The sequence below is a fragment of the Brachybacterium paraconglomeratum genome (assembly GCF_003994255.1).
GTDB classification, from domain to species: Bacteria; Actinomycetota; Actinomycetes; order Actinomycetales; family Dermabacteraceae; genus Brachybacterium; species Brachybacterium conglomeratum.
The window spans coordinates 122443-148878 of the sequence record NZ_ML133858.1; the positions used below are offsets into that span (position 1 = coordinate 122443).

Sequence of the window (26436 nt, forward strand, 5' to 3'; positions counted from 1 at the left end):
CTCGGGCGCCCCCAGCCCGCCCCCTGCACAATTCTGCGCTCCGTGCGTGACCTCAGCACCGTACAGGCGTCGAGGTCACGCACAGAGCGCTTTCGTGTGCGCGACGCACTGGCTCGGCGGGCCCGGGGCGCATCGTGCGCACGGCGCCCTGATCGCACGGATCAGGCACCGCCGGCGAGCACCTTCTGCCGCGCCACCTCGGCGAGGGAGCCGGTCAGCGAGGGATAGACGGTGGAGGTGCCCGCGAGCTGCTCCGCCGTCAGGCGGTGCGCGACGGCGAGCGTGTAGGGAAGGATCAGCTCGCTCGCCCGCGGCGCGACCACCACGGCGCCGAGCACCGTGTGGGAGTCGGGGCGCACCAGCAGCTTCACGAAGCCCTCGTCGATGCCCTGCATCTTCGCGCGCGGGTTCGTCTCCAGGCCCAGCATCAGCACGTCGGCCCGCACCTGGCCGGAGGCGACCTCCTGCTCGCTCACGCCGACCACCGCGATCTCGGGGCTGGTGAAGATCGCGGAGGAGACCTGCGCGGCGATCAGCGGGGAGACCGCCTCCCCGAGGGCGTGGTGCATCGCGATCCGGCCCTGCATCGCCGCGACCGAGGCGAGCGGGTACACGCCGGTGCAGTCGCCCGCGGCGTAGATGCCCCGCACGGAGGTGCGAGAGACCCGGTCGGTCTCGATGTGGCCGCTCTCGCGCACCCGCACCCCCGCGGTGAACAGTCCCAGGTCCGAGGTCCAGGGGACCCCGCCGAGGGCCATCAGCGCGTGGCTGCCCTCGATCTCCTCGCCCGAGGTGAGGGTGACGACGACCCCGTCGGCCGTGCGCCGCGCCCCGGCGGCCCGGGAGCGGGAGCGCACGGTGACGCCGCGGCGCGCGAAGGCGTCCTCGAGCACGTCGGCGGCGTCGGCGTCGGTGCCCGGCAGCACCTTCTCGCGCGAGGAGACGAGGGTGACCTCGCTGCCGAGGGCACGGTAGGCGCTGGCGAACTCGGCGCCGGTCACGCCCGAGCCGACCACGATCAGGTGCTCGGGGAGCTCCTGCAGCGAGTACAGCTGGGTCCAGTTCAGGATCCGCTCGCCGTCGAAGGGCGCGGTCTCGAGCTCCCGGGGGCGGGCGCCGACGGCCAGGAGGACCGCGTCGGCCTCGAGCACGCGGGTCTCCCCGTCGGCGCCGCTCACCTCGACCCGGTCGGGGCCGTCGAGGCGGCCGCGCCCGTCGAGCACCTCGACCCCGGCCGCGACGAGGCTCTGGCGGATGTCGGCGGACTGGGCGTCGGCGAGTCGGCGCACGCGCGTGTTGACCGCGTCGAGGTCGACGTCGAGGGTCTCAGCCGTGGGGGCGGCGCCGTCGTCGGCGTCCCGGATCCCGAGCTCCCGGGAGCCGGCGACGAGGTCGAGCACCTCGGCGGTCGCGATGAGGGTCTTGGACGGCACCACGTCGGTGAGCACCGCCGCGCCGCCCACGCCGCGGTCCGCGACCAGGGTGGTGCGGGCACCCTGGCGGGCCGCCGTGAGCGCGGCCTCGTAGCCGCCGGGCCCTCCGCCGATGATCACCACCTGCACGTCGTCGGCGCAGCGGGGCACACGGCGGGGGTCGGCGGGGATGGCGGTGCTGGGATCGTCCACGCCGCCATCATCCCAAGGACCTGTGACGTCGGGGGCGGTTTCCGGGAGGCCGCCCGAGCGGGCTTCGCACCGCCCGCTCCCTGCGCTACCTTCGGTCCATGACTGCATCGAGCACTGATCCGTACCAGCTCGCCCGCGACGCCGCCGCCGCGATCGCCGAGGCCAGCTCCGTCCCCGCCCACGACCTCGCGCTGGTGCTCGGCTCGGGCTGGGCCGGGGCCGCGGACCTCCTCGGCGAGACCGTCTGGCAGGCCGACGCGACCTCCATCCCCGGCTTCCGCCCGCCGGCCGTCGCCGGCCATGTCGGCACGCTGCGCTCGATCCGCGTGGAGGGCACCGGCGCGCGGGCGCTCGTGCTCGGGGCCCGCACCCACTTCTACGAGGGCGCGGGCGTGGACGCGGTCGTGCACGGCGTGCGCACCGCCGCCGCGACGGGCGCGCGCACGATGGTGCTGACCAACGGCTGCGGCGGCATCGACCCGTCCTGGCGTCCGGGCACGCCGGTGCTGATCAGCGACCAGATCAACTTCACCGGTGCGACCCCGCTGGTGGGCGCGAACTTCGTGGACCTCACCGATCTGTACACCCCGGCGCTGCGCGCGATCGCGAGGGAGGTCGACCCCTCCCTCGACGAGGGCGTGTACATGCAGTTCTCCGGCCCCACCTACGAGACGCCGGCCGAGGTGCAGATGGCGAGGACCATCGGCGCGCACCTGGTCGGGATGTCCACCGCGCTCGAGGCGATCGCCGCCCGCGAGGCCGGCCTGGACGTGCTGGGCATCTCGCTGGTGACGAACTTCGCCGCGGGCATCTCCGGGGAGGCGCTCAGCCACGAGGAGGTGCTCGAGGCGGGCCGGGAGGCCGGTCCGCGCATCTCGCGCCTGCTCGCCGAGACGGTGCGCCGGATCACCGCGGGAGCGGCCGACGGCGCGGGCGCCCCGGCCGGCGCCGACGGCGGCGCGGCATGAGCCCCGAGCCCGCTCCTTCCCCCGGCGACGCCGACGACGTGACGACCGCCGGCGAGGCAGGCGCCGCCGGTCCGGCTGGCGACGCCCCCGGCCCGGACGCCGAGCTGCGCGCCCGGGTCGCCGCCTGGATCGCCGACGACCCCGATCCCGTCACCCGGGCGGCGCTCGAGAGCCTCCTGGAGCAGGCGGATGCCGGCGATGCCGCGGCCGCCGAGGAGATCCGCGACGCCTTCTCCGGCGACCTGGAGTTCGGCACGGCCGGGCTGCGCGGCCGCATGGCCCCGGGACCGCACCGGATAAACCTCGCCGTGGTCTCCCGCGCCGCGCGCGGCCTGGCCGACCATCTCACCGGCGACCTCGACCTCGAGCAGCCTCTGGTCGTGATCGGCTTCGACGCCCGCCACCGCTCCGAGGACTTCGCCCGCGCCTCCGCCGCGATCATGACGGCGGCCGGCTGCCGCGTGCATCTGCTGGAGCGGCACGGCCCGACCCCGCTGATCGCCTTCGCCGTCCGCCACCTCGGCGCCGACGCGGGGATCGTGGTCACCGCCTCCCACAACCCGCCGGCGGACAACGGCTACAAGGTCTACCTCGGCGGCCGCGCCTCCGCCCCCGACGGGCAGGGCGTGCAGATCGTGCCGCCCTCGGACGCGCAGATCGCCGCCCGCATCGCCGCCGTCGGCCCCGTGCGGGAGATCCCCCGCGCCGAGGGCTGGGCGGTGCTCGGCGAGCAGCTGCGCGAGGACTATCTCGCCGCGATCTGCGCGCTGCCGGACCCGGAGGGGCCGCGCCAGGTGCGGATCGTGCACACCGCGATGCACGGGGTGGGCACCGAGACGGCGCTCGCGGCCCTGCACCGCACCGGCTTCGCCGAGGTGCACCCGGTCGCGAAGCAGGCCGATCCGGATCCCGACTTCCCCACCGTCGCCTTCCCGAACCCGGAGGAGCCCGGCGCGATCGACCTCGCCCTCGAGCTCGCCCGCACCCTCGAGGCCGACGTGGTCGTCGCCAATGACCCCGATGCGGACCGCTGCGCCGCCGCGGTGCTCGACCCGCACCTCGGCGACTGGCGGATGCTCACGGGCGACGAGCTCGGCGTGCTGCTGGGCGACCACCTGATCCGCCGCCACGGCTATGCGGGCACGATCGCGAACTCTGTCGTCTCCAGCCGCTGGCTGGGCCGGATCGCGCAGGCGGCGGGGCTCGAGGCCGCGACGACGCTGACGGGCTTCAAGTGGATCGCCCGCGCCCCGGGGATCGTCTTCGGCTACGAGGAGGCGATCGGCTACTGCGTGCTGCCCGAGGTGGTGCGCGACAAGGACGGCCTCTCCGCCGCGCTGATGGTCGCCGAGATGGCGGCGCTCGCCCGCGCCGAGGGCACCACGCTCGTCGGACGCCTGGACGAGCTCGCCCGGGAGCACGGCCTGTTCGCGACCTCGCAGCTCTCGCTGCGGGTCACGGAGCTGTCCGAGCGCGACGTGATGATGGCGCGGCTGCGCGCCGAGCCGCCCGCCGCCCTCGCCGGCTCCGAGGTCACGACGGTGCAGGACCTCGCCGAGGGCTCCGCGGAGACCACCGGCCTGCCGGCGACCGACGGGGTGCTGCTCGTCACCGCCGACGACGCCCGCGTGATCGTTCGCCCCTCCGGCACGGAGCCCAAGCTCAAGTGCTACATCGAGGTGCGCGAGAAGGTCGCCGCCGCAGCCGACGAGGCCGGGCTCGGCGCGGTGCGCCGCGCCGCCGCGGAGCGCCTGGAGCGGATCACCGAGGACATGCGCACCGCGCTCACCGGCGCCTGAGCACTGCGCTCCCCGGCGCCTGAGCGGCGCGTCCCGTCGGCGGACGGCACGAGGTCCGGCAGGGAGGATCCTCCCTGCCGGACCTCGTGCGATGAGGGGTGAGGCGTCCCCGCGCGGGGACGACGACTGCTCAGTAGCCGGAGCCGGTGCCGCCCTCGAGGATGGCCTTGGAGGAGGACAGGCCCAGCCGGCTCGCGCCTGCGGCGACCATGGCCTCGGCGGCCTCGCGGGTGCGGATCCCGCCGGAGGCCTTGACGCCGAGGCGGTCGCCGACGGTCTCGCGCATGAGCGTCACGGCGTGCTCGGAGGCGCCGCCGGCGGGGTGGAAGCCGGTGGAGGTCTTCACGAAGTCGGCGCCGGCGCGCTCGGCGGCCTGGCACACGGCGACGATCTGCTCGTCGTCCAGGGCGGCGGACTCGATGATGACCTTGAGCAGCACCGGGGCCTTCGCGACGTCGCGGACGGCGCGGATCTCGTGCTCCACCTGGTCGTACTGCCCGGCGCGGGCGAGGCCGACGTTGATCACCATGTCGATCTCGTCGGCGCCCTTGTCCACGGACTCGCGCGCCTCGAAGGCCTTCACCTCGGCGCTGTGCTGGCCGGAGGGGAAGCCGCAGACGGTCGCGACCTTCACGGAGGTCTCGACCGGGAGCATCGAGGGCGAGACGCAGATCGACCAGGTGCCGAGGGCCTCGGCCTCGCGGGCGAGCGCGTCGACGTCGGCGCGGGCGGCCTCGGGCTTGAGCAGGGTGTGGTCGATGAGCTGGGCGAGCTGAGCGTTCTCGAGTGCGGTCATGTCCGGAATCCTCCCACGAGCGCGCTCGTGTTCGACACCTCGCCACCACCTATCCACCTATCTGATAGGTTGCCCGGCATCCGGCGCGACGCGGCTCCTCGCGCCCAGACCGTGTGAAGGAGAACCCGTCGATGACGACGTCCCCCAGCTCGACGCCGAGCGGATCCCCCGCCTCGCCGCAGCCGAGCCCCGACCTCCCCACCCGCACCGTGCTCGCCAAGGGCGTGGACCCCTACGTGGTCGACGGCTCCCAGATCGCCGATCCGCCCACCACCCTGCGCGGCCGGCTGAAGTTCCTCGGCCCCGGCATGATCACCTCCGCCGCCGTCGTCGGCTCAGGCGAGCTGCTGACGGCGACGGCCCTCGGCGCGACCGTCGGCTTCATGCTGCTGTGGCTGGTGCTGGTCTCCACCTTCCTGAAGGTGTGGGTCCAGATCGAGCTGGCCCGCTGGTCCATCTCCACCGGCCGCACCGCGGTCGACGGCTACGACGACGTGCCCCCGCGGCTGGGCAGGCGCGGCTGGATCTCCTGGCTGCAGCTGCTGATGATCCTGCAGTTCTTCATCGGGCAGGCCGGCGTGATCAGCGCCTCCGCCTTCGCCTTCTCGAGCCTGATGCCGATCGGCGGCGAGCCCTACTCGCTGCTGTCCATCGGCGTCTGGGTCGCGCTGCTGGTGATCGTCGCGATCGCCATCCACTCGCTGAACCGCTACGCCGTGGTCGAGCGGATCTCCACCGTGCTGGTGCTGCTGGTGACGCTCTTCGCGATCGTGATGGTGTTCCTCCTGCAGGGCACCGAGTTCGCGTGGAGCGCCGGCGACCTCGCCGGCGGCATGCGCTTCCAGCTCGCGGCAGGGGCGATCGGCGTCGCGATCGCGATGTTCGGCATGACCGGCGTCGGCGCGGGCGAGACCACCGCCTACACCTACTGGGTCGTCGAGAAGGGCTACGCCGCCTGGACCGGCCCCGACGACGGCTCCGAGGGCTGGGTCTCCCGCGCCAGGGGCTGGATCTCCGTGATGAAGGTCGACGCGTGGGTCTCGTGGGTCATCTACACCGCCTCCACCGCCGCGTTCTTTATCCTCGGCGCCGCCGTGCTGCACCCGCAGGGCCTGGTGCCCGAGGGCAACGAGGTGATGGTGACCATCTCCTCGATCTTCGACTCGGCCGTGGGCACCTGGGGCGGCGTGCTCTTCCTCATCGGCGCGGGGCTCGCGCTGTTCAAGACGATCCTCGCCAACGTCCCCAGCCTCAGCCGCATCTCCGGCCAGACCCTCGCCGTCTTCGGCGCGTACGACTGGAACGACCAGGTCGCGCGCGACCGCTGGCAGCGCGTCATCATGATCGTCCTGCCGATCGGCTGGGGCCTGCTGGGCACGATCGCCTCCTCCCCGCTGCTGCTGGTGATCATCGCCGGCATCCTCAACGCCGTGTACCTCATCGGCGCGGCGATCGCGACGGTGTTCCTGGCCCGCACGCAGACCGACCCGCGGATCCGCGACGGCCGCCCCACCGAGATCATGCTGTGGATCTCCGCCGCGGCGATCATCGCCGTGGGAGTGATCGGGCTCGTCAATGCCTTCTGAGCAGACCATGTCCTCTGAGCAGGCCCCGCCTTCCGAGCAGACCCGCGCCGCGGGCCTCGGCGACACCGCCTGGCGCTACCTCACCTCCCCCGTCGACCCGTCGGACCAGGCGCTGAGCCGCGAGACCCTCGTGGGCCGGGCGCGGCAGGCCGTGCTCGACCTGATCGACGACGAGGGCCTGGACGCCGGGGACCCGCTCCCCTCGGCCGGGGCGCTCGCGGAGCGCTTCGCGGTCTCCAAGGCCGTGGTGCGCGAGGCGCTGAGCGCCCTGGACGCGCTCGGGATCGTGGAGATCTCCAACGGCCGTGCCGCCCGGGTGCGCCCGACCGACAGCTCGCTGGTGCGCTTCTCGCTCTCGCGCACGATCCGCACCGCCCCCGGCGAGGGCTTCGCCACCCTCATGGATCTGCGCTCCCCGCTGGAGGTGCGCGCCGCCGCCCTCGCCGCCCGCCGGATCGGCGCGGCGGGCCCGTCGGCCGACGGGGCGGGCGCGCTGCGCCGGCTGCTGGAGGAGATGGGCGAGGCGCTCGGCGACTCCGAGGCCTACCCCCGCCTGGACATGCGACTGCACGCCGAGATCGCCCGTCTCGCCGACAGCCCCGCCCTGCACGGCGTGCTCGACGCGGTCAGCGCCCCGCTGTTCCGCGCAATGCGCGAGCTGCGCGTGACCCGCGAGGCGCGCGGGCTCGTCGGCGCCGAGCACGCCGAGCACGTCCGCATCGTCGAGGCGATCCTCGCCGGCGACGAGGAGGCGGCGAGCGCCGCCATGGCGGAGCACATGCGGGCCGTCGAGGCCGTGGACCGCTCCCCCGCCGCCCAGGGATCCTCGCCGAGCCCGGCCTGACCGGACGCGACGAGCCACCCGCCCCTTCACCTCCGAACCCGTCACCCCCGGGCCCTCGCGGCCAGCGCCGCCGCGAGCGTCCGCACCGAAAGGACTGACCATGCGCTCTCTCGAGATCCATGCCCCCGGCGACCTCCGCCTCGTCGAGAAGGAGCCGACCGCCCCGGGCCCCGGCCAGGTCCGACTCGCCGTCGAGTACGGCGGCATCTGCGGCTCCGACCTCGGCTACTGGAGGACCGGCGTCTCCGGCACCGCGGTGATGAAGCGTCCCTTCGTGCTGGGCCACGAGATCTCCGGCCGCATCGAGGAGCTCGGCGAGGGCGTCACCGGCCTCGCCGTCGGCCAGGGCGTCACCGTGCACCCCGCCCGCACCCGCTCCCCGCTGCCGGAGGAGCTGGTGGGCCGGGAGAACCTCCACCCGGACCTGACCTACTTCGGCTCCGCCGCGCAGGACCCGCACACCGACGGCGCCTTCGCCCAGTCCCTCACCGTGGACGCTGACCAGATCGTGCCGCTGCCGGAGGGGCTGTCGACCCGCCGCGCCGTGCTCGCCGAGCCGCTGGGCGTGGCGATGCACGCCGTCACCCGTGCCGGCGACCTCACCGGCAAGCACGTGCTGGTCAGCGGCTGCGGCCCCGTGGGCTTGCTGGTCGTGCTCGCGGCCCGCGCCGCGGGCGCCGCGCACATCACCGCCGTCGACCTCGCCGAGGCCGCCCGCGAGCGCGCCCTCGCGCTCGGGGCCGACGAGGCGCTGGAGTCCACCGACGGCATGGACCAGCGGATCTCCGTGGCCTTCGAGGCCTCCGGCGCCCCCGCCTCCCTCGACGGGATCCTGCGCAGCATCGCCCGCGCCGCGATCGTGGTGCAGGTCGGGAACCTGCCCCCGACCCCGGTCAGCGTGACCCTCGGTCCGGTGGTCTCCAAGGAACTCGATTATCGCGGCACCTACCGCTTCGTCGCCGAGATCGAGCAGGCGGTCCAGCTGCTCGCGAGCAGCGAGGTCGCCGAGCAGGTGATCAGCGACGAGTTCGCGCTCGAGGACGCGCAGGCCGCCTTCGAGGCCGCCGCCGGCCGCGGCTCGAGCAAGGTCGTGCTCACCTTCGCCTGACGGCCGCGCCGCGCCGTCCGCGGGCCCGTCGACACCTCGTCGGCGGGCCCGCGGCGCTCGAGCGGCCGTAGAATCGTCCTCCATGACCGGCCCTTCCGCGCTTCCCCGTCCCCCGCGCCGCATCGTCATCGTCGCCGGCCCCTCGGGGAGCGGCAAGGGCGTGATGTCGCACCGCGCGGGCCTGCCCACGGTGCCGCTGGACGAGTTCTACCGCGACCACGACGATCCCTCCCTCCCCCACCGCTTCGGGATCGTGGACTGGGACGATCCGGCCTCCTGGAACGCGGGGGCCGCACTCGAGGCGCTCGTCGCCCTCGCCCATGACGGGGTCGCCGAGGTGCCCGTCTACTCGATCCCGCTCTCCCGCCGCACCGGCACCGCGACGCTGCGCGCCGAGGACGCCGAGCTGCTGATCGCCGAGGGGATCTTCGCCGCGCAGCTCATCGCGCCGCTGCGGGAGCTGGGGCTGCTGGCCGACGCGATCGTGCTGCAGCGCCCCACCCCGGTGGTGTTCGCGCTGCGACTGGCCCGGGACCTGCGCGAGGGCCGCAAGCCGCCGCTGACGCTGCTGCGGCGGGGCTGGGGGCTGGCCCGTGACCAGCGCGGGGACCTCGAGCGCTGGAAGGCGGCGGGGATGCGCCCGGTGGGCCTCCGCGAGGGCACGCGCCTGCTGCGACGCCTCACCGCCCTCGCCGCGGCCGAGCGGCGCCACCGACCGGCCGCGGACGGCGCCGGGACGGTCCTCGAGATCACCGCGGTCGCCTTCCTGCGCGAGGGCGAGGACGGGGCCGAGCTGCTCGCGGTGCGCAAGCGCGGCACCGGCTCCTACATGCAGGTGGGCGGCAAGCTCGAGCCGGGCGAGTCGGCGCTCGAGGCGGCGGTGCGCGAGGTGGAGGAGGAGCTCGGCGTGCGGCTCGATCCGGCAGGTCTCTCCCCGCTCGGCGACTTCGAGGCCGTCGCCGCCAACGAGCCGAGCACGCGCGTGCGCTCGACTGTCTTCGTCTGCCGGCAGTCCCTCCCGGAGCCGCTCGAGGTGCGGGCCGAGCTCGCCGACCACCGCTGGTTCCCGCTGTCCGGGACCCCGGCGGGCGTGCGGCTCGCCCCGCTCATGACCGAGCACATCCTCCCGGCGCTGCAGGCCGGCGCCGCTCGATCCTGAGCTCCCCGGGCTCGCAGGCCGCCCCCGCGTCCCACCCTCCGCTCCCACGTCACGGCACAGCACGCACGCGACACGCCCCGCGGGGCGCCGAGATCACTGATTCCATGGGTTCCTGCCGGATTGCGGTGCTCTCGACGCACGCTCCACGGCGTGTCGCGCACAGCGACCGGACCAGGGCGCGCAGAGCGCAACAGCCCGGTCGGGCCGACGGACCTGCAGCAGGGCCGAGCGTCCGCACGGACCGAGCCCGCGCCCACCCAGCCCGGGACCGGGTCAGGCGATCCGGTCCAGCACGATCCGGTGCTCGGGGACCTCGGTGCCGGGCGCGGCGAGGGTCCAGGAGCCCTCGAGCGACTCGAGGGCGCGGCCCATCCGCTCCGGGGTGTCGGTGTGGAGGCGGGCGAGCACGTCCCCGGCCCGGACCTCCTCGCCCAGGTGCTTCTCGATCTCGACGCCGGCGGCGGCCTGCACCGCCTCGCCCGGGCGGGATCGGCCCGCGCCCAGGCGCCAGGCCGCCACGCCCACGCCCATCGCGTCCAGGCCCGTGACCACGCCGTCCTCCGCGGCGCGCAGCTCCTCGACGTGCGCCGCGACCGGCAGCGGCGCGTCCGCGTCGCCGCCCTGGGCCGTGATCATCGCGCGCCAGGTGTCCATGGCGCGGCCGTCCGTCAGCGCGGCGTCGACGTCGGCATCGCGCACCCCGGCGGCCTCGAGCATCTCACGGGCCAGCGCGACGGTCAGCTCGACCACGTCGGCCGGTCCACCGCCGGCGAGCACCTCGAGCGACTCGCGCACCTCGAGGCCGTTGCCGGCGGTGCGGCCCAGCGGCGCGGACATGTCGGTGAGCAGGGCGACGGTGCGCACCCCCGCATCGGTGCCGAGGTCGACCATGGTGCGGGCGAGCTCGCGGGCATCGGCCTCCTCCTTCATGAAGGCGCCGGCGCCGGTCTTCACGTCCAGGGTGAGCGCGGCGGTGCCCTCGGCGATCTTCTTGGACATGATCGAGGAGGCGATCAGCGGGATCGCCTCGACGGTGGAGGTGATGTCGCGCAGGGCGTAGAGCTTCTTGTCCGCCGGGGCGAGGCCGGAGCCGGCCGCGCAGATCACGGCGCCGACGTCCGCGAGCTGGCGCATCATCTCGTCGTTGCTGAGCGAGGCGCGCCAGCCGGGGATCGCCTCGAGCTTGTCGAGGGTGCCGCCGGTGTGGCCGAGCCCGCGCCCGGACAGCTGCGGCACGGCGACCCCGAAGGAGGCGACCAGAGGGGCGAGCGGCAGGGTGATCTTGTCGCCGACGCCGCCGGTGGAGTGCTTGTCGGTGGTGGCCTTGTCGAGGGAGGAGAAGTCCATCCGCTCGCCGCTGGCGATCATGGCGGCGGTCCAGCGGGCGATCTCCTCGCGCCCCATGCCGTTGAGGAACACGGCCATGGCGAGGGCGGCCATCTGCTCCTCGGCGACGACGCCGCGGGTGTACGCGTCGATGACCCAGTCGATCTGCTCGGGGCTGAGCCGCTGCCGGTCGCGCTTGGTGCGGATGACGTCGACGGCGTCGAAGGGCTCGACGGCGGGGCGGGAGGTCTGGTCGGTCATGGCGTGCTCCTGGGGTGGTGGAGGGCGGCAGGGATCAGCGAGCGGGGCGAGCGGCCGGGATCGGCGCGGCCGGGTTCGGAGGGCGAGGTCAGAGGGCGAGGTCGGAGGGGCCGAAGGCCTGCGGCAGCACCTCGGCCATCGCGCGCGGCCCCTCGGGGGTGAGGATCACGAGGTCGGCGCCGGCGTGCTCGGACAGCAGCTGGCGGCAGCGCCCGCAGGGCATGACCACCGCGCGCTCGTCGCGGGCGAGGGACTCGTCGCCGCCGACGCACACGAAGCGGTGCAGCTTCCCGCCCCCGCCGGCGATGAGGTCGCTGATCAGCCCGCACTCGGCGCACAGCGTCACGCCGTAGCCGGCGTTCTCCACGTTGCAGCCGTGCAGCAGGCGACCGTCCTCGGCGAGCGCGGCGGCGCCCACCCGGAAGCGGGAGTACGGGGTGTAGGCGCGCTCGGCGATCGCACGGGCCTCGGCCAGGAGGGTCTCGAACTCGGCAGGTGCGGTCGGCGCCGGGGGCGCGGGGTCGTTCGCGGTCATGTGCTCGATGCTCTCACTGCGGGGGCTCGGGAGGGGAGGAACGCGCCGTCCCGGGAGGGCGGAGCGCGACATGCGGCGCCGCGCCCCGGGACGACGGGACGTGATGCGCGACGCCGCGCCCCGAGGACGACGGGACGCGGCGGCGCGGTGCCGCCCGGCGGGGCGGCGGGAGGTCACTGCTTGACGTAGGGCTGCCCGTTCGCAGCGGGGACCCGCACCCTGCCCACCACGCCCGCGACCGCGAACAGCGCGACCACGTACGGGAGCATGAGCAGGAAGTCGCCGGGGATGGAGACCCCGCCCTCGGCGGCGGACATGGTGCCCAGGCGCAGCTGGAGCGAGTCCGCGAAGGCGAAGGTCAGCGCCGCCAGCAGCGCGCCGACGGGGTGGTAGCGGCCCAGGATCATCGCGGCCAGCGCGATGTAGCCCTTGCCCGCGCTCATCTCCTCGCCGAAGGCGACGCCGGTGCCGATGGTGAGGGTCGCACCGCCCAGGCCCGCCACGGCGGCGCCGAGCAGCACGTTCTTCCAGCGGGTGAGGTTCACGGCGATGCCGACGGTGTCCGCGGCCTTGGGGTGCTCGCCGACGGCGCGCACGCGCAGCCCCCAGCGGGTGCGGAAGAGCGCGACGGTCAGTCCCGCGACGATGATCCACATGAGGTAGACGAGGATGTTCTGCTCGAACAGGACCCTCCCGATCACGGGGAGGTCGGCCAGGACCGGGATCCGCAGGGTGGGCAGGCGCAGCGGCGCGTTGAACAGCCCGGGGTTGTCCCGCATCACGGTGCCGAAGAAGAACGAGGTCACGCCGATGGCGAGGACGTTCAGGACGACGCCGACGATGATCTGCTGGACCTGGTAGCCGACCGCGAAGAGCGCCAGCAGCGCACCCATGATCAGGGCGACCAGCGGGGCGGCGAGCAGCCCCAGCCACACGTTCCCGGTGAGGGAGCCCACCAGCGTCGCGCCGAAGGCGCCGAACAGCAGCTGCCCCTCGATCGCGATGTTGATGACGCCCGCGCGCTCGGAGAGCACTCCGGACAGCGCCCCGAAGGCGAGCGGCACGGCCAGCACGATCGTGCCCTGCAGCAGCGTGGTCACGTCGAGGGAGCGCTGGGAGATCACCCAGGTCATGAACGCGAGGACCCAGGCGACGGCGAACACGGCGATCAGCGCGATACGCACGCCGCGGGAGGGGCGGGCCTTGCGCGCCTGGAGGACCCAGAGCCCGGCCGACGCGGCGAGCGCGAGGACAGACAGGGCGATCGCCCCGCCCTGCGAGGGCAGGGTGACGCGCTCGGGGACGAGGCCGAGGGGGTTCAGGTCGGTCTCTCGGGCGAGCGCGAACACCGACTCGGCGCCGGGCAGGCCGCGCAGCCCGAAGAACACCAGCGCGATCAGACCGAGCACGGTGGCGGTGGCGGGCAGGTGCCACCAGCCGGCGGGACGGGAGTCGTCCAGGCGCTTCTCGACGACGGAGTCGTCGGCGACGACCACGGGGGCGGTGCTCATCGGTGGTCCTCCTGCGCATCGGTGGTGTCCTCGCCGCGCTCGGACGCGGGGGCGGTCCCGTCGGACGGATCCTGTCGGGCGTGCGTGCCGGTCCCGGAGGCGCCGGTCGGCGGCGCGTCGCCGGGCGGCGCTCCCCCGTCGACGGGCACGTCGGCGCGGTGGGCGCCGCCGGAGGAGCTGCCGTCGGACCCGCCCGCGGCGGGCCCGTCGGCCGTCGTGCCCGCGGTGCCGGCGGCCGTCGAGGCACCGGCGGCGGCGCCGACCGTCGCGGGGACCTCGACGGCGCGGGTGCGGCGAGCGCGGCGCGCCCCGGCGCCGGGGTGGTCGATGCGGCGCAGGCCGATCAGGGTGCGCACCAGCGGCGGCGCGGCGATGAAGAGCACCACGAGCACCTGGATGACCTGCACGAGGTCCAGCGGCACGCCCTGGTTGGTCTCCATGAAGCGCCCGCCCGTGGACAGGGCCGCGAAGAGCAGGCCGGCCAGCACGATGCCCACGGGGCCGGAGCGGCCCAGCAGCGCGACCGTGATCGCGTCGAAGCCGATGTTGCCGGCGACGCCCTCGGTGAGGCGGCGCTCGGTGCCCAGCACGTGCACGGCCCCGGCGAGGCCCACCAGGGCGCCCGCGACGGCGAGGACCAGGAAGGCGGTGCGGGCCGGAGAGATGCCGGCGACGCGGGCGGCGCGCGGGTTCGAGCCGACGGCCCGGAAGTGGAAGCCGAGGGTGGAGCGGCTCATCAGCCACCACAGCAGCACGGCGGCGCCCGCGGCGAGGAAGAGGCCGGCGTGGAGGCGGAACCCGCCGCCGAGCAGCAGCGGCAGGGTCGCGTTCTCCCCCACCGACGGGGAGGTGGGCTGGGACTGGTTCGCGCCGGTGAACGCGGTGGTCTTCAGCGCGAAGAACAGCAGGTAGGTCGCGATCCAGTTCAGCATGATCGTGCTGATGACCTCGTTGGCGCCGAAGCGGGCCTTGAGGAAGCCGGCGATCCCGCCCCACACGCCGCCGGCGAGCACGCCCGCGAGCAGCGCGACCAGCAGGTGCAGCACGACGGGGAGCTGGAACGCGAAGCCGACGTAGCCCGCGGCCATCGCGCCGACGATCAGCTGGCCGGTGCCGCCGATGTTGAACAGGCCCGCCCGGAAGCTCACGGCCATGCCGGCCGCGGCGATGATCAGCGGGGTCGCGACAGTGAGGGTCTCGGTCAGGGGGCGCAGCCCGGCGGCGAGCGCGGGGAAGAGCACGTAGGTGCCGGAGCCGCCGGCCTCGCGCACGTCCTCCGCGACGCGGGAGAAGCCCGGCCCGTCGAAGACCGCGCCGCGGAACATCGCGCCGTAGGCGTGGGTGACGGACTGCCAGATCGCGGTGAGCGCGTCGGAGGGGCGGGCGAAGAAGTAGCCGAGGGTGGTGCGGACCTCCTCGTCGGCGATGACGATCAGCACCGAGCCGATGAGGAAGGCGAACACGAAGCTCATCACGACCACCAGCAGGTCGCTGCGCGCGATCGACTGGAGGGTGCGGGCCAGCGCCGTCTCGGCGCGCTCCTCGGGCGGGGGCGGGGCGTCGGCGGCGCCCGCGCCGACGCCGGGCGCGGAGCCGGCGGCGCCGGTCTCGGAGAGGGTGCTCATCACGCGATGTCTCCTTCGTCGGCGAGCTGGCTGTCGGTGGTGCGGGCGCCGGCGGCCACGGCCTCGCGGGCGGCATCGGCGGTGTAGCCCGCCATCATCAGGCCCAGCACGTCGCGGTCCTCGTCGCCGGGGACGATGCCGAGGATGCGACCGCGGTACATCACGGCGATGCGGTCGGCGAGCTGGGTGACCTCGTCGAGCTCGGTCGAGACGATCACGACGGGGGTGCCCTTGTCGCGCTCGTCGAGGATGCGGCGGTGGAGGAACTCGATCGAGCCGACGTCCACGCCGCGGGTGGGCTGGGAGGCGATCAGGAGCGCCAGCTCGCGGTTCAGCGCGCGGGCCATGACGATCTTCTGCTGGTTGCCGCCGGACAGCGTGGACGCGGCCGATGCCGCCGATCCGGTGCGGATGTCGAACTCCGGGATCAGCTTGTTCGCGTTCTCGGCGATGGCCTTCAGCGACATCGACACCGCCGTGCCGAAGGGGGCGCGGTCGTGCTGGTCCAGCACGAGGTTCTCGGCGACGGAGAAGTCCGCGACCAGCGCGTCGTGGGTGCGGTCCTCGGGGACGAAGCCGACGCCCGCGTCGAGGATCTGCTTGGTGGAGCGGCCCACCAGCTGCCTCCCCTCGAGGCGAGCGGAGCCGGCGACGCTGTCCTGCAGGCCCAGCAGCGCCTCGGTGAGCTCGGTCTGGCCGTTGCCCTGGACCCCGGCGATGCCGAGCACCTCCCCGTGGCGCACCTCGAAGGAGACACCGTCGAGGGTGCGGGTGCCGGCCTCGTCGGTGACGCGGAGGTCCTCGACCTCGAGCGCGATCTCGCCGGGTGCGGCGGGCGCCTTCTCCTGGGCGAGGGAGACCTGGCGGCCGACCATCAGGGAGGCGAGCTCGGCCTGGTCGGCCGAGGGGTCGGCCTCGCCGACCACCTTGCCGCGGCGGATCACGGTGATCCGGTCGGAGACGGCCTTGACCTCGCGGAGCTTGTGGGTGATGAAGACGATCGAGGTCCCCTCGTCACGCAGCTGGCGCATGATCGCCATCAGCTCGTCGGTCTCGTACGGGGTGAGCACGGCGGTGGGCTCGTCCAGCACCAGCACCTCGGCGCGACGGCTGAGGGCCTTGATGATCTCGACGCGCTGCTGGGCGCCGACGGGGAGGTCCTCGACGAGCGCATCGGGGTCGAGGTCGAAGCCGAAGCGTGCGGAGATCTCGCACACCAGCTTGCGGGCGGCGGCGAGGTCCAGGAGACCGCCGCGGGTGGGCTCGTTGCCCAGCACCATGTTCTCGGCGACCGTGAAGACGGGCACGAGCATGAAGTGCTGGTGGACCATGCCGATGCCGGCCGCCATCGCGTCGCCCGGGTCGGAGAAGCTGACGGGGCGATCATCCAGGAGGATCTGGCCGCCGTCAGGGCGGTACAGCCCGTACAGCACGTTCATCAGGGTGGACTTGCCCGCGCCGTTCTCCCCCAGCAGGGAGTGGATCTCCCCCGGCTCGACGACCAGGTCGATCGCGTCGTTGGCCACGAAGGTCCCGAAGGTCTTCGTGATGCCGCGCAGTTCGAGCTTCACAGCACTCGCTTCCGTCGGTGCCGGCCGAGCTGCTCGGCCGTGCAGTGTGGGACATGGGACGCGGTCCCCGCCCTCGGGGCGGGGATCGCGCTCATGACGGGGCTCAGGCGCCCGCGGGCGAGGCCTCGGACTCGACGACGACCGTGCCGTCGATGATCTCCTGCGTGAGGGTCTCGATCTCGCCGCTCAGCTCGGCGGGGACCTCGTCCTCGAAGTCGTGGAAGGGCGCCAGCCCGACGCCGCCGTTCTCGAGGGTGCCGACGTACGGGGTCGCGTCGTACTCGCCCTCCGCGGCGCCGCCGATCACGTCCTCGACGCCGGTGGTCATCTCCTTCATGACGGAGGTGAGGATCGTGGCCTGCGCCTCGGGGTCGGAGGCGTTGGTCTCGTAGCCGTCGGCGTCGACCCAGATCACCTTGCGGTCCTCGCCCTCCTTGGCGGAGGCGAGGGTGCCGGCGCCCACGGGGCCGGCGACCGGCATGACGATGTCGGCGCCCGCGCTGTAGAACTCGTCGGAGACGGCCTTGCCCTTGGTCTGGTCCTCGAAGTCGCCCGTGAAGGAGCCCTCCTGGCTCTCCTTGTTCCAGCCGAGGGCCTCGACCTCGGTGCCGTGGGTCTCGTTGTAGTGGGCGACGCCGTCCACGAAGCCGTCCATGAAGATGGTGACGGTGGGGATGTTGACCCCGCCGTAGGTGGCGACCTTGCCGGTCTCGGTCGTGCCTGCGGCGAGGTAGCCGGCGAGGAAGGCGGCCTGGGCGGTGTCGAACTCGAGGGGCTTGACGTTCTCGAGCTCGATCGGGTTCCCATCGGCGTCCTGCGCGGTCGAGTCGACGATCGCGAAGTCCGTGTCGGGGTTGGCCTGAGCGGCCTTGCCGGTCGCGGGGGCGAGCAGGTAGCCGACCGTGATGATCAGGTCGCAGCCCTCGGTGACCATGTTGTTGATGTTGGGCTCGAAGTCCGAGACGGTGGTCGACTCGGCGGTCTGCTTCTGGACGCCGAGGTTCTTCTCGGCGTTGAGCAGACCGTTGTAGCTGGACTCGTTGAAGGACTTGTCGTCCCAGCCGCCCGCGTCGGAGACCATGCAGGCCTTGTAGTCGCTCGCGGCGCCGCCGCCGGCGTCGCTGTCGCCGCCGGCCGTCTCCTCCGGGGCGCTGCCGCAGGCGGCGAGGGTGAGAGCCCCGGCGCCGGCGAGGGCGAGGGCACGCGTGATGCTCTTCATGGATGGTTCCTCCGGTGGGAGTGCGAGGGGCCGGGAGCGCCCCGAGGGTCCGGGCGACGTCGCTGTCGCAGTGCGATTGGACGATAGCCCCGCGCGACGCATCGTGAGCACGACGTGAGCCTCCGCCCGCGAACCGTTATGAAATCGACGCGGAGGTGTCGCGCGGGTGAACGTCCACGCGGAGGCGGGCGGGGCGCCGTCGCCCCGCAGGCGGCCAGCCCGACGGGCTCGGAGCGGCCCTGCCGGCCGACGGGCTCAGACGGCCTGCAGGTCCCGCTGCACGCAGGCGGCGGCGAGCACGCTCGCCCCGATGCCGATCGCGCGCTCGTCGATCATGAGGTCGCCCATGTGGAGGTCGTAGGTGCGCCCGCCGGGGGTGCGGGTGCCGAGGCGGGCGAGCGCCCCGGGCACCTTCTCGAGGTACCAGGCGAAGTCCTCGCCGCCGAGGGACTGCGCGGTGGGGTCGAGGTTCTCCCGCCCGAGCACCCTGCGCACCGCGGCGGCGAGCACCTCGACGCTCGCGGGGCTGTTGGAGACCGGCGGCACCCCGCGGTCGTGGGTGACCCGCGCCTCGACTCCCCAGGGGCGCACGAGATCGGCCAGGACCTCCTCGAGCAGCTGCTCGGCCCGGTCCCAGGCCTCGTGGTCCAGGCAGCGCAGGGTGCCCTCGAGGGTGCCGGCGCTGGGGATCGCGTTGAAGGCGGAGCCGGCGTGGATCGAGCCCCAGGTGAGGTTCACGCCGGAGCGCGGGTCCATGCGCCGGGTCAGCGCGGCCGGCAGCTGCGTCGCGATCGAGCCGAGCGCGTAGACGAGGTCCTGGGTGAGATGGGGGCGGGAGGTGTGGCCGCCCGCGCCGCGCACCTGGATCCGCACCGGATCGGTGGCCGAGGTGATCGGACCGGACTTCAGGCCCACGTGGCCGACGTCGACGCCGGGGTCGCAGTGCAGGGCGAGGATCGAGTCGACGCCGTCCAGGACGTCCTGCCCGATCAGCTCGAGCGCGCCGCAGGGGTGCATCTCCTCGGCGGGCTGGAACACCAGGCGCACGCCGCGGCGCAGCGCGCCGGCCTCGGCCACCCGCACCAGCGCGGTCGCCGCGCCGAGCACGGCGCTCATGTGCACGTCGTGGCCGCAGGCGTGGGAGACGCCCTCGACGACGGAGCGGTAGGGGACGGTGCTGAGCTCGGGGATGCCGAGCGCGTCCATGTCCGCCCGCAGCCCCATCAGCTCCAGCGACGGGTCTGCGCCGGGGATGTCGCAGATCAGGCCGGTGGCGGCCATGCGCTTCGGCGCGAGCCCGAGGGCGGTGAGCTGCTCGGCGATGAAGTCGGTGGTGGCGTGCTCCTGGTGGGAGAGCTCGGGGTGGCGGTGGAGGTGGCGGCGCACCTCGCGCAGGGCGTCGCCGCGCTCGGCGACGGTGCGGGCGATCAGCCCCTCCGGTCCGAGCATCGCCCGCTGCTGCGAGGTCCCGACCAGCGTCTGCTGCGACTGCTCCACGCGTCCGCTCCTGTCCTGTCCTGTCATCGACCGCCCTGGCCGCCGTTCGCCTCCTGCGGCGATGCGGCTCCGGCGGTGCGGGTCAGCGCAGCCGGCCCAGCCCCTGCTCGTCGAGCCGGCCGACGAGCTGCTGGAGGGCCTGCACCTTCTCGTCGGCGAGCACCAGCAGCACGTCCTCGGTGTCGACGATGCTGACGCCCTCGAGCCCGACCAGGGCGATGTGGCGATCCGTGGAACCGTACACCGTGGCCCGGGAGGAGAGCGCATCGACGCTCGCGCTTCCCACCACATGGACCTCGGTGCCGTCCTCGCCGCGGCGCGCCGCGCCCTCGCGCTCGCGGAACTGGCGGGCGAGCGCCGCGAAGTCGCCGACGTCGTCCCAGTCGAACTCCGCCGGGACCACCGCGACCCTCCCCTGCGCGGCGAGCGGCTCTGCGAGGGCGTGGTCGATCGCGATCGCGGTCATCGTGGGCCAGACGCGCTCGAGCACCTCCTGCTCCTCGGCGCCGCCGTGCGCGGCCGCGATCTCGCGCGCCCCGGCGGCGAGGGCGGGGATCTGGACGGCGAGCTCGTCGAGCAGCACCGAGGCGCGCACCACGAACATGCCGGCGTTCCAGCGCAGGCCCGCGTCGACGAAGGCCTCGGCCCGCTCGCGGTCGGGCTTCTCGACGAAGCGCACGACGGGCTCGGCACCGACGGCGCGCAGGCGTGCGGAGAGCGCGGGGTCGGCTCCCCCGTCGCCCGCGGACTCGATGTAGCCGAAGCCGGTCGACGGCGAGGCGGGGGCGATGCCGACGGTGACGAGGAGGCCGAGCTCGGCGGCGTCCCGGGCGGCGGTGACGGCGCGGGCGAAGGCGGCCTCTTCCTCGATGAGGTGGTCGGCGGCGAAGGAGCCGATCACGGCGTCCGGCGACTCGCGCTCCACGTGCGCGGCCGCGAGCGCGATCGCGGGCATGGAGTTGCGGGCCGAGGGCTCCGCGAGGACGCGCACGTCCTCGTCGAGCTGCTCGCGCACCGCTGCGACGTGGGCGCGGCCCGTGACGACGATCGGGGGCCGGTCCGCGAGGGGCGCGAGGCGGTCGAGGGTGAGCTGGAGCAGGGAGCGGCCCTGCCCGGTGAGGTCCAGCAGGAACTTGGGTCGGGCGCGACGTGAGAGCGGCCACAGTCTGGTGCCGGAGCCTCCGGCGGGCACCACGGGGACGAAGGGGGCTTCAGGCATGAAGCCAGCGTATCCAGCCTTCTACGGGCCCCTGGGTACCGTCCGCCGACGCGGCCGGGGCGGGCCCGCCCGCCTCCTGCCTGGTGCTACGCTGAACCTGCCCCTGTCGGGGGCGATGATGATGTCGCCGTGTCGCGAAACGGCCGCCCGAGGGCGCCGAGCGCTGCAACGGCCGCGGGGGCCTCGGTCCCCGGGGTCCCGCGCCGCGCGCCGCGGAGCACCGTCGAGCTCCCGGCGACATACCGACGCTTCTGGAGGAACTCCGTGGCTTCCGCCCAATCCGGGACGCTCTATCGCGGACGCGAGGGCATGTGGTCCTGGGTCGCCCACCGCATCTCAGGAATGGCGATCTTCCTGTTCCTGCTCGTGCACGTCCTGGACACCGCGCTCGTGCGCGTCTCGCCCGAGGCGTACAACGAGGTCATCGGCCACTACAAGACCGTCGTCTTCGGCCTCGGCGAGGTCGGCCTGGTCGGCGCCGTGCTCTTCCACGCGCTCAACGGCCTGCGCATCATCCTCGTGGACTTCTGGTCCAAGGGGACCGTGCACCAGCGCAAGCTCTTCTGGGGCGTCGTGATCGTGTGGGCCGTCCTGATGGCCGGCTTCCTCCCCCGCCACCTCATGAACATGTTCGGAGCGTGATCCCCATGTCGACCTCCACCACCTCGATCCCGGATCCCTCCACCCGCTACCGCCGCACCGGGCAGCGCGGCCTGAACGCCGAGATGCTCTCGTGGATGTTCATGCGCGGCTCCGGCGCGCTGCTGGTCATCCTCGTCTTCGGCCACCTCTTCGTGAACCTGTGGCTCGGCGACGGCGTCAAGGGCATCGACTTCGCCTTCGTCGGCGGCAAGTGGTCCTCTCCCTTCTGGCAGGTCTGGGACCTGCTGATGCTGTGGCTGGGCCTCATCCACGGCGGCAACGGCGTGCGCACGATCATCAACGACTACGCCCGCGGCGACCGCACCCGCATGGTCCTGAAGGCCCTGCTGTACTTCGCGGTCGTCGTCACGATCGTGCTGGGCACCCTGGTGATCTTCACCTTCGATCCCTGCCCCGTCGGCGCCGAGCCGAGCCTGCTGCCCTCCTTCTGCGAGGGCTGACGCCCCCGGGGCGGCCGGAGCCCCGGCCGCCCCTCCCCTTCCTCACGCACTTCACGGTCTTCCCGGAACGGAGCAGTCACCCGACATGCAGACCCATAACTACGACGTGGTGATCGTCGGCGCCGGCGGCGCCGGGATGCGCGCGGCGCTGGAGTCCTCCAAGCGCGCCCGCACCGCAGTCGTCACCAAGCTCTATCCCACGCGCTCCCACACCGGCGCGGCGCAGGGCGGCATGTGCGCGGCCCTCGCCAACGTCGAGGAGGACAACTGGGAGTGGCACACCTACGACACCGTCAAGGGCGGCGACTACCTGGTGGACCAGGACGCCGCCGAGGTCATGGCCAAGGAGGCCATCGACGCGGTGCTCGACCTGGAGAAGATGGGCCTGCCCTTCAACCGCACCCCGGAGGGGCGCATCGACCAGCGCCGCTTCGGCGGGCACACCCGTGAGCACGGCGAGGCGCCCGTGCGCCGCGCCTGCTACGCCGCGGACCGCACCGGCCACATGATCCTCCAGACCCTCTACCAGAACTGCGTGAAGCAGCAGGTGGAGTTCTTCAACGAGTACTACGTGCTCGACGTGCTGATGACCGGCGATCCCCGCGAGGACGGCGGCGTGCGCGCCTCCGGCGTGGTCACCTACGAGCTGGCCACCGGCGAGATCCACGTCTTCCGCGCGAAGTCGGTCGTGTTCGCCTCCGGCGGCTTCGGCAAGATCTTCAAGACCACCTCGAACGCCCACACCCTCACCGGCGACGGCCCCGCGATGGCGTTCCGCCGCGGCATCCCGCTGGAGGACATGGAGTTCTTCCAGTTCCATCCGACGGGCCTGGCGGGCCTCGGCATCCTGCTGTCGGAGGCGGCGCGCGGCGAGGGCGGCATCCTGCGCAACAGCGACATGGAGCGCTTCATGGAGCGCTACGCCCCGACGCTGAAGGACCTCGCCCCTCGTGACGTGGTCGCCCGTGCGATGGCCAACGAGGTGCGGGAGGGCCGCGGCGCCGGCCCGAACAAGGACTACGTCTACCTCGACCTCACCCACCTCGAGCCCGCGCACATCGACGCGAAGCTCCCGGACATCACCGAGTTCGCGCGCACCTACCTGGGCGTGGAGCCGTACACCGAGCCGGTGCCGGTCTTCCCGACCGCGCACTACGGCATGGGCGGCATCCCCACGAACATCCGCGGCGAGGTCCTCGCCAACGCGACCGACGTGATCCCCGGCCTGTACGCGGCCGGCGAGACCGCGTGCGTGTCCGTGCACGGCGGCAACCGTCTGGGCACCAACTCGCTGCTGGACATCAACGTCTTCGGGCGCCGCGCCGGCATCGCCGCCGCGGAGCACGCCGCGGAGGTCGACCTGCCTGAGCTGCCCGAGGGAGTGGAGACCCCCACTATCGAGCTGCTCGAGCGCCTGCGCGACCGGCCCGCGACCGAGGACCGCATCGCGAACATCCGCACCGATCTGCAGGAGCTCATGGACGCCAACGTCCAGGTGTTCCGCACCGAGGAGACCTGCCGCACGGCGCTGGCCGGCATCAAGGACCTCAAGAAGCGCTACGAGACGGTCGCGATCCAGGACAAGGGCCGCCGCTACAACCTGGACCTGATGGAGGCCGTGGAGCTCGGCTTCCTGCTCGACCTGGCCGAGATCGTGGCGCTCGGCGCGCTGAACCGCAAGGAGTCCCGCGGCGGCCACTTCCGCGAGGACTTCGAGAAGCGCGACGACGTCAACTACCTCGAGCACACCATGGCCTACCGCACCCTGCCGGGTGAGGAGGGCGTCGAGGGCACCTCGATCCGTCTGGGCACCAAGCCCGTCGTGATCACCCGCTACGAGCCGAAGGAGCGCACGTTCTGATGACTGCCGTCGCCGAGAAGCCCCAGGCCGAGTCCGATGCCGGTGCGGTCCCCTCGTTCGAGGTGACGCTGCGCATCGCACGCTTCATCCCGGAGGACGACAAGGGCGTCCACTGGGAGGACTTCACCGTCACGATGCACGGCACCGACCGTGTGCTCGACGCCCTGCACGAGATCAAGTGGCACGTGGACGGCTCGCTGACCTTCCGCCGCTCCTGCGCCCACGGCATCTGCGGCTCGGACGCGATGCGGATCAACGGCCGCAACCGTCTGGCCTGCAAGACCCTGCTCAAGGACCTCGACATCTCGAAGCCCATCACGGTCGAGCCGATCAAGGGCCTGCCGGTGGAGAAGGACCTCATCGTGGACATGGAGCCGTTCTTCGACTCCTACAAGGAGGTCATGCCGTTCCTGGTCGCGGGCGGTCAGGAGCCCAGCCGCGAGCGGCTGCAGTCCGCGGAGCAGCGCGAGCGCTTCGACGACACCACCAAGTGCATCCTCTGCGCCGCGTGCACCTCGTCCTGCCCCGTGTTCTGGACCGACGGGCAGTACTTCGGCCCGGCCGCGATCGTGAACGCGCACCGCTTCATCTTCGACTCGCGCGACGACGCGGGCGAGCAGCGTCTGGAGATCCTGAACTCCAAGGAGGGCGTGTGGCGCTGCCGCACCACCTTCAACTGCACCGAGGCGTGCCCGCGCGGCATCCAGGTGACCAAGGCGATCGCCGAGGTGAAGCAGGCCGTGATCCGCGGCCGCGTCTGATCCCGCGCTCAGCACGACGATAGGGGCTCCTCCGCCGCGGCGGAGGAGCCCCTATCGTCTTCGGCCCGGTCAGCCGCGGGCGGCGAGGACCTCGCGCAGGCGTGTCGCGAAGGCGGCGGGGTCGCCCGGATGGGACGGGTCGCCGACGGCGAAGCCGCCGTGGTCGCCCGGGAAGACGAGCGGCTCGGTGCCGAGCGCCTCGGCGAGGGCGCGCGTGGTGCGGGCGGTGATCGCCTCCCCCGTCTGCTCCCCCACGGCGAGGACCAGACGGTCCCCCACGGAGCGCAGCGCCTCGAGGTCCGGCTGGTAGGAGGTCACGGGCGCGCTCGTCCCGGACAGCAGCGGGTCCTCCCGCGTGCCGTCGTCCTGGTCGGGCAGGCCGAACTGGGCGGGATCGGGCAGGGCCCGGGCGAGGAACTCCTCGGTGAACTCGCCCTGCCACATGCTCATGGCGAGGAAGGCGGCGAGCCCCGCGCCCCAGCCGCGCTCCTGATAGGCGCGGCCGACGGCGTCGTTCGCGCGCTCGGCGAGCTCCGCGTCGGGCAGCACGCCCATGACGGGCGGCTCATGGGCGACGACCCGGCTGACGTCCTCGGGATGCGCCGCGAGCAGGGCGAGCGCGGCGACGGCGCCGCCGCTGCTGGCGAACATCTGCACCGGCGCGCCGAGATCGGTGATCAGGACGTGGAGGTCCTCCGCCTGCAGGGACGGGTCGTTCAGGGCGCTGCCGTCGCTGCGGGTGCTCCGGCCGAGTCCGCGCGGGTCGTACGCGACGACGGTGCGGTCCGGGAGCTCGGCGATCAGGTCGGAGAAGCCGTCGGCGGTCATGGGCTGGCCGATGACCAGCAGCACCTCCCTGCCGTCGGCCGGGGGCAGTGGGCCGTGCACGTCGTGGACGATCTCGGCGTCGGGCAGGGACAGGGTGCGGGTCTCCATGGGCACAGCGTAGGACCGTGCCCGGACGTGGTGAAGGGCGCTCGACGACGGAGTCGGTCCGCGGTCAGCGGTGCCGCCCGCACCTGCGCACGGTCTCGAACGCCGGGCGGCCCGGGCGCCGTCGGCCGGGGGAGGCCGCGCCGACGGCACCCGTGCCGGCTCAGGAGTAGGTGACCACCAGCGGTGCGTGGTCGGACCAGCGGGTGTCGTAGCTGGGGGCGCGATCGACCTGCGCGGCGGTCGCCTTCTCGCCGAGCGCCGGGGTGGTCAGCTGGTAGTCGATGCGCCAGCCGGAGTCGTTGTCGAAGGCCTTGCCGCGCTGGGACCACCAGGTGTAGGGGCCGGGCACGTCGCCGGCGAGACGGCGCTGGACGTCCACCCAGTCGCCCTCGACCAGCAGGCGGTCGAGATAGGCGCGCTCCTCGGGCAGGAAGCCGGCTGACTTCAGGTTGCCCTTCCAGTTCTTGATGTCGTTGTTGGCGTGGGCGATGTTGAGGTCGCCGGTGAGGACCACGTGACGGCCGTCGGCGCGCAGCGCGTCCAGGCGCTCCATCGCCACGTCGAGGAAGGCGTACTTGTCGATCATGGTCTGCGGCTTCTCGGTGTTGCCGGAGTGCATGTAGCAGGAGATGACGGTGAGGCCGGTGTCGTCGCCGAGCGGGTCCTCGAGGTCGGCCTCGAGCCAGCGGCCGGTGTGGGTGGGCTCGGTCAGGCCCGGCAGGCCGCGGCGGACGCCCTCGAGGTCGATGCTCTCCAGCGAGGTGCGGGCGGCGATCGCGACGCCGTTGCGGCCCTTCAGCTCGGAGGCCTCGCCGACGATGGTCCAGTCCTCCCCCACCAGGTCGGCGAGCAGCTCCTCCGGCGCCCGCACCTCCTGCAGGGTGATGACGTCGGCCGCGGTGGTCGCGAGCCAGTCGGCCATGCCCTTGCGGGCCGCGGCCCGCAGGCCGTTGACGTTGACGGTGGCGAGGGTGAAAGTCATGCCCATCAGTATGTCAGCGGGGCCGGACGACCGCGACGCGGGGACGCCGACGGTCGCGGCCTCCCGCGGAGGGGCGCCTCGCACGGCGCGGCGCGCGCACGGCCGACGAGCGCGGACGGCGGGGCGGGCGGCTCTGCCCGCCCC

22 protein-coding genes are annotated in these 26436 nt (G+C 73.4%); 10 read left to right on the top strand and 12 right to left on the bottom strand.

Annotation, left to right across the window (positions count from 1 at the left end; translation table 11 throughout):
• Positions 1 to 161: 161 nt before the first annotated feature.
• Complete coding sequence (locus tag DS079_RS12780) at positions 162 to 1625, bottom strand: NAD(P)H-quinone dehydrogenase (protein WP_164736245.1); 1464 nt, start codon at positions 1623 to 1625, stop codon at positions 162 to 164.
• A 98-nt stretch (positions 1626 to 1723) separates the two neighbouring features.
• Here DS079_RS12780 and DS079_RS12785 point away from each other — a divergent pair, with 98 nt between their 5' ends.
• Together DS079_RS12785 and DS079_RS12790 are read left to right on the top strand one after the other, a co-directional pair.
• Positions 1724 to 2593 carry a purine-nucleoside phosphorylase gene (locus tag DS079_RS12785; protein WP_126988263.1) on the top strand — a complete coding sequence of 290 codons (870 nt, stop codon included), beginning with the start codon at positions 1724 to 1726 and terminating at the stop codon, positions 2591 to 2593.
• The gene (locus DS079_RS12790) at positions 2590 to 4392 is read left to right on the top strand and encodes a phospho-sugar mutase (protein WP_241237649.1); all 1803 of its coding nucleotides are present in this window, start codon (positions 2590 to 2592) and stop codon (positions 4390 to 4392) included. The genes DS079_RS12785 and DS079_RS12790 overlap by 4 nt, the downstream gene beginning before the upstream one ends.
• Positions 4393 to 4522: 130 nt before the next feature.
• On the opposite strand, the gene deoC is transcribed toward DS079_RS12790, so the two are convergent.
• Positions 4523 to 5188, bottom strand: a complete 666-nt coding sequence (deoC, locus tag DS079_RS12795; RefSeq protein ID WP_126988264.1) for a deoxyribose-phosphate aldolase — start codon at positions 5186 to 5188, stop codon at positions 4523 to 4525.
• Between the two features lie 131 nt (positions 5189 to 5319).
• Here deoC and DS079_RS12800 point away from each other — a divergent pair, with 131 nt between their 5' ends.
• From DS079_RS12800 to DS079_RS12815, 4 genes are all read left to right on the top strand, one after another.
• Positions 5320 to 6774: an Nramp family divalent metal transporter gene (locus DS079_RS12800; protein WP_126988265.1), complete on the top strand. Its 1455-nt coding sequence runs from the start codon at positions 5320 to 5322 to the stop codon at positions 6772 to 6774.
• A 7-nt stretch (positions 6775 to 6781) separates the two neighbouring features.
• The gene (locus DS079_RS12805; protein ID WP_164736246.1) at positions 6782 to 7618 is read left to right on the top strand and encodes a FadR/GntR family transcriptional regulator; all 837 of its coding nucleotides are present in this window, start codon (positions 6782 to 6784) and stop codon (positions 7616 to 7618) included.
• Positions 7619 to 7718: 100 nt separating this feature from the next.
• The gene (locus tag DS079_RS12810) at positions 7719 to 8726 is read left to right on the top strand and encodes an L-idonate 5-dehydrogenase (RefSeq protein ID WP_126988267.1); all 1008 of its coding nucleotides are present in this window, start codon (positions 7719 to 7721) and stop codon (positions 8724 to 8726) included.
• Between the two features lie 82 nt (positions 8727 to 8808).
• A complete protein-coding gene (locus tag DS079_RS12815; RefSeq protein WP_126988268.1) occupies positions 8809 to 9885 on the top strand; it encodes an NUDIX domain-containing protein in 1077 nt (358 codons plus the stop codon).
• Positions 9886 to 10158: 273 nt separating this feature from the next.
• On the opposite strand, the gene DS079_RS12820 is transcribed toward DS079_RS12815, so the two are convergent.
• The 8 genes from DS079_RS12820 to DS079_RS12855 form a co-directional block, all read right to left on the bottom strand.
• On the bottom strand, positions 10159 to 11472 hold the full coding sequence (locus tag DS079_RS12820; RefSeq protein ID WP_126988269.1) for a thymidine phosphorylase: 1314 nt from the start codon (positions 11470 to 11472) through the stop codon (positions 10159 to 10161).
• An 88-nt stretch (positions 11473 to 11560) separates the two neighbouring features.
• On the bottom strand, positions 11561 to 12007 hold the full coding sequence (locus DS079_RS12825; protein ID WP_126988270.1) for a cytidine deaminase: 447 nt from the start codon (positions 12005 to 12007) through the stop codon (positions 11561 to 11563).
• A 173-nt stretch (positions 12008 to 12180) separates the two neighbouring features.
• A complete protein-coding gene (locus tag DS079_RS12830; RefSeq protein WP_126988271.1) occupies positions 12181 to 13518 on the bottom strand; it encodes an ABC transporter permease in 1338 nt (445 codons plus the stop codon).
• A complete protein-coding gene (locus DS079_RS12835) occupies positions 13515 to 15143 on the bottom strand; it encodes an ABC transporter permease (RefSeq protein ID WP_126988272.1) in 1629 nt (542 codons plus the stop codon). Before DS079_RS12835 ends, DS079_RS12830 begins: the two co-directional genes overlap by 4 nt.
• Entirely contained in the window at positions 15143 to 16714 is a 1572-nt protein-coding gene (locus tag DS079_RS12840) for an ABC transporter ATP-binding protein (protein ID WP_126988273.1), read from the bottom strand. Before DS079_RS12840 ends, DS079_RS12835 begins: the two co-directional genes overlap by 1 nt.
• A gap of 103 nt (positions 16715 to 16817) precedes the next feature.
• Positions 16818 to 17933 (bottom strand): BMP family lipoprotein, encoded by a 1116-nt coding sequence (locus tag DS079_RS12845; protein WP_126988274.1) that lies wholly within the window; start codon positions 17931 to 17933, stop codon positions 16818 to 16820.
• A gap of 255 nt (positions 17934 to 18188) precedes the next feature.
• Positions 18189 to 19430 (bottom strand): M20 family metallopeptidase, encoded by a 1242-nt coding sequence (locus DS079_RS12850; protein WP_126988275.1) that lies wholly within the window; start codon positions 19428 to 19430, stop codon positions 18189 to 18191.
• Positions 19431 to 19512: 82 nt separating this feature from the next.
• Complete coding sequence (locus tag DS079_RS12855) at positions 19513 to 20649, bottom strand: mannose-1-phosphate guanylyltransferase (RefSeq protein WP_126988276.1); 1137 nt, start codon at positions 20647 to 20649, stop codon at positions 19513 to 19515.
• Between the two features lie 264 nt (positions 20650 to 20913).
• Between DS079_RS12855 and sdhC the strand changes: the two genes are divergently transcribed.
• The 4 genes from sdhC to DS079_RS12875 all read left to right on the top strand — a co-directional run bounded on the left by sdhC (position 20914) and on the right by DS079_RS12875 (position 24374).
• Positions 20914 to 21291, top strand: coding sequence for a succinate dehydrogenase, cytochrome b556 subunit (gene sdhC / locus DS079_RS12860; protein WP_126988277.1), 378 nt, complete (start codon positions 20914 to 20916; stop codon positions 21289 to 21291).
• Between the two features lie 5 nt (positions 21292 to 21296).
• Positions 21297 to 21752 (top strand): succinate dehydrogenase hydrophobic membrane anchor subunit, encoded by a 456-nt coding sequence (locus DS079_RS12865; protein WP_010549861.1) that lies wholly within the window; start codon positions 21297 to 21299, stop codon positions 21750 to 21752.
• 85 nt (positions 21753 to 21837) lie between these two features.
• Positions 21838 to 23613 (top strand): succinate dehydrogenase flavoprotein subunit, encoded by a 1776-nt coding sequence (gene sdhA / locus DS079_RS12870; protein ID WP_126988278.1) that lies wholly within the window; start codon positions 21838 to 21840, stop codon positions 23611 to 23613.
• Positions 23613 to 24374 carry a succinate dehydrogenase iron-sulfur subunit gene (locus DS079_RS12875; RefSeq protein ID WP_126988279.1) on the top strand — a complete coding sequence of 254 codons (762 nt, stop codon included), beginning with the start codon at positions 23613 to 23615 and terminating at the stop codon, positions 24372 to 24374. Before sdhA ends, DS079_RS12875 begins: the two co-directional genes overlap by 1 nt.
• 69 nt (positions 24375 to 24443) lie before the next feature.
• On the opposite strand, the gene DS079_RS12880 is transcribed toward DS079_RS12875, so the two are convergent.
• Complete coding sequence (locus DS079_RS12880; RefSeq protein ID WP_126988280.1) at positions 24444 to 25310, bottom strand: alpha/beta fold hydrolase; 867 nt, start codon at positions 25308 to 25310, stop codon at positions 24444 to 24446.
• Between the two features lie 160 nt (positions 25311 to 25470).
• Positions 25471 to 26292, bottom strand: coding sequence for an exodeoxyribonuclease III (locus DS079_RS12885; RefSeq protein WP_062949927.1), 822 nt, complete (start codon positions 26290 to 26292; stop codon positions 25471 to 25473).
• Positions 26293 to 26436: the final 144 nt, after the last annotated feature.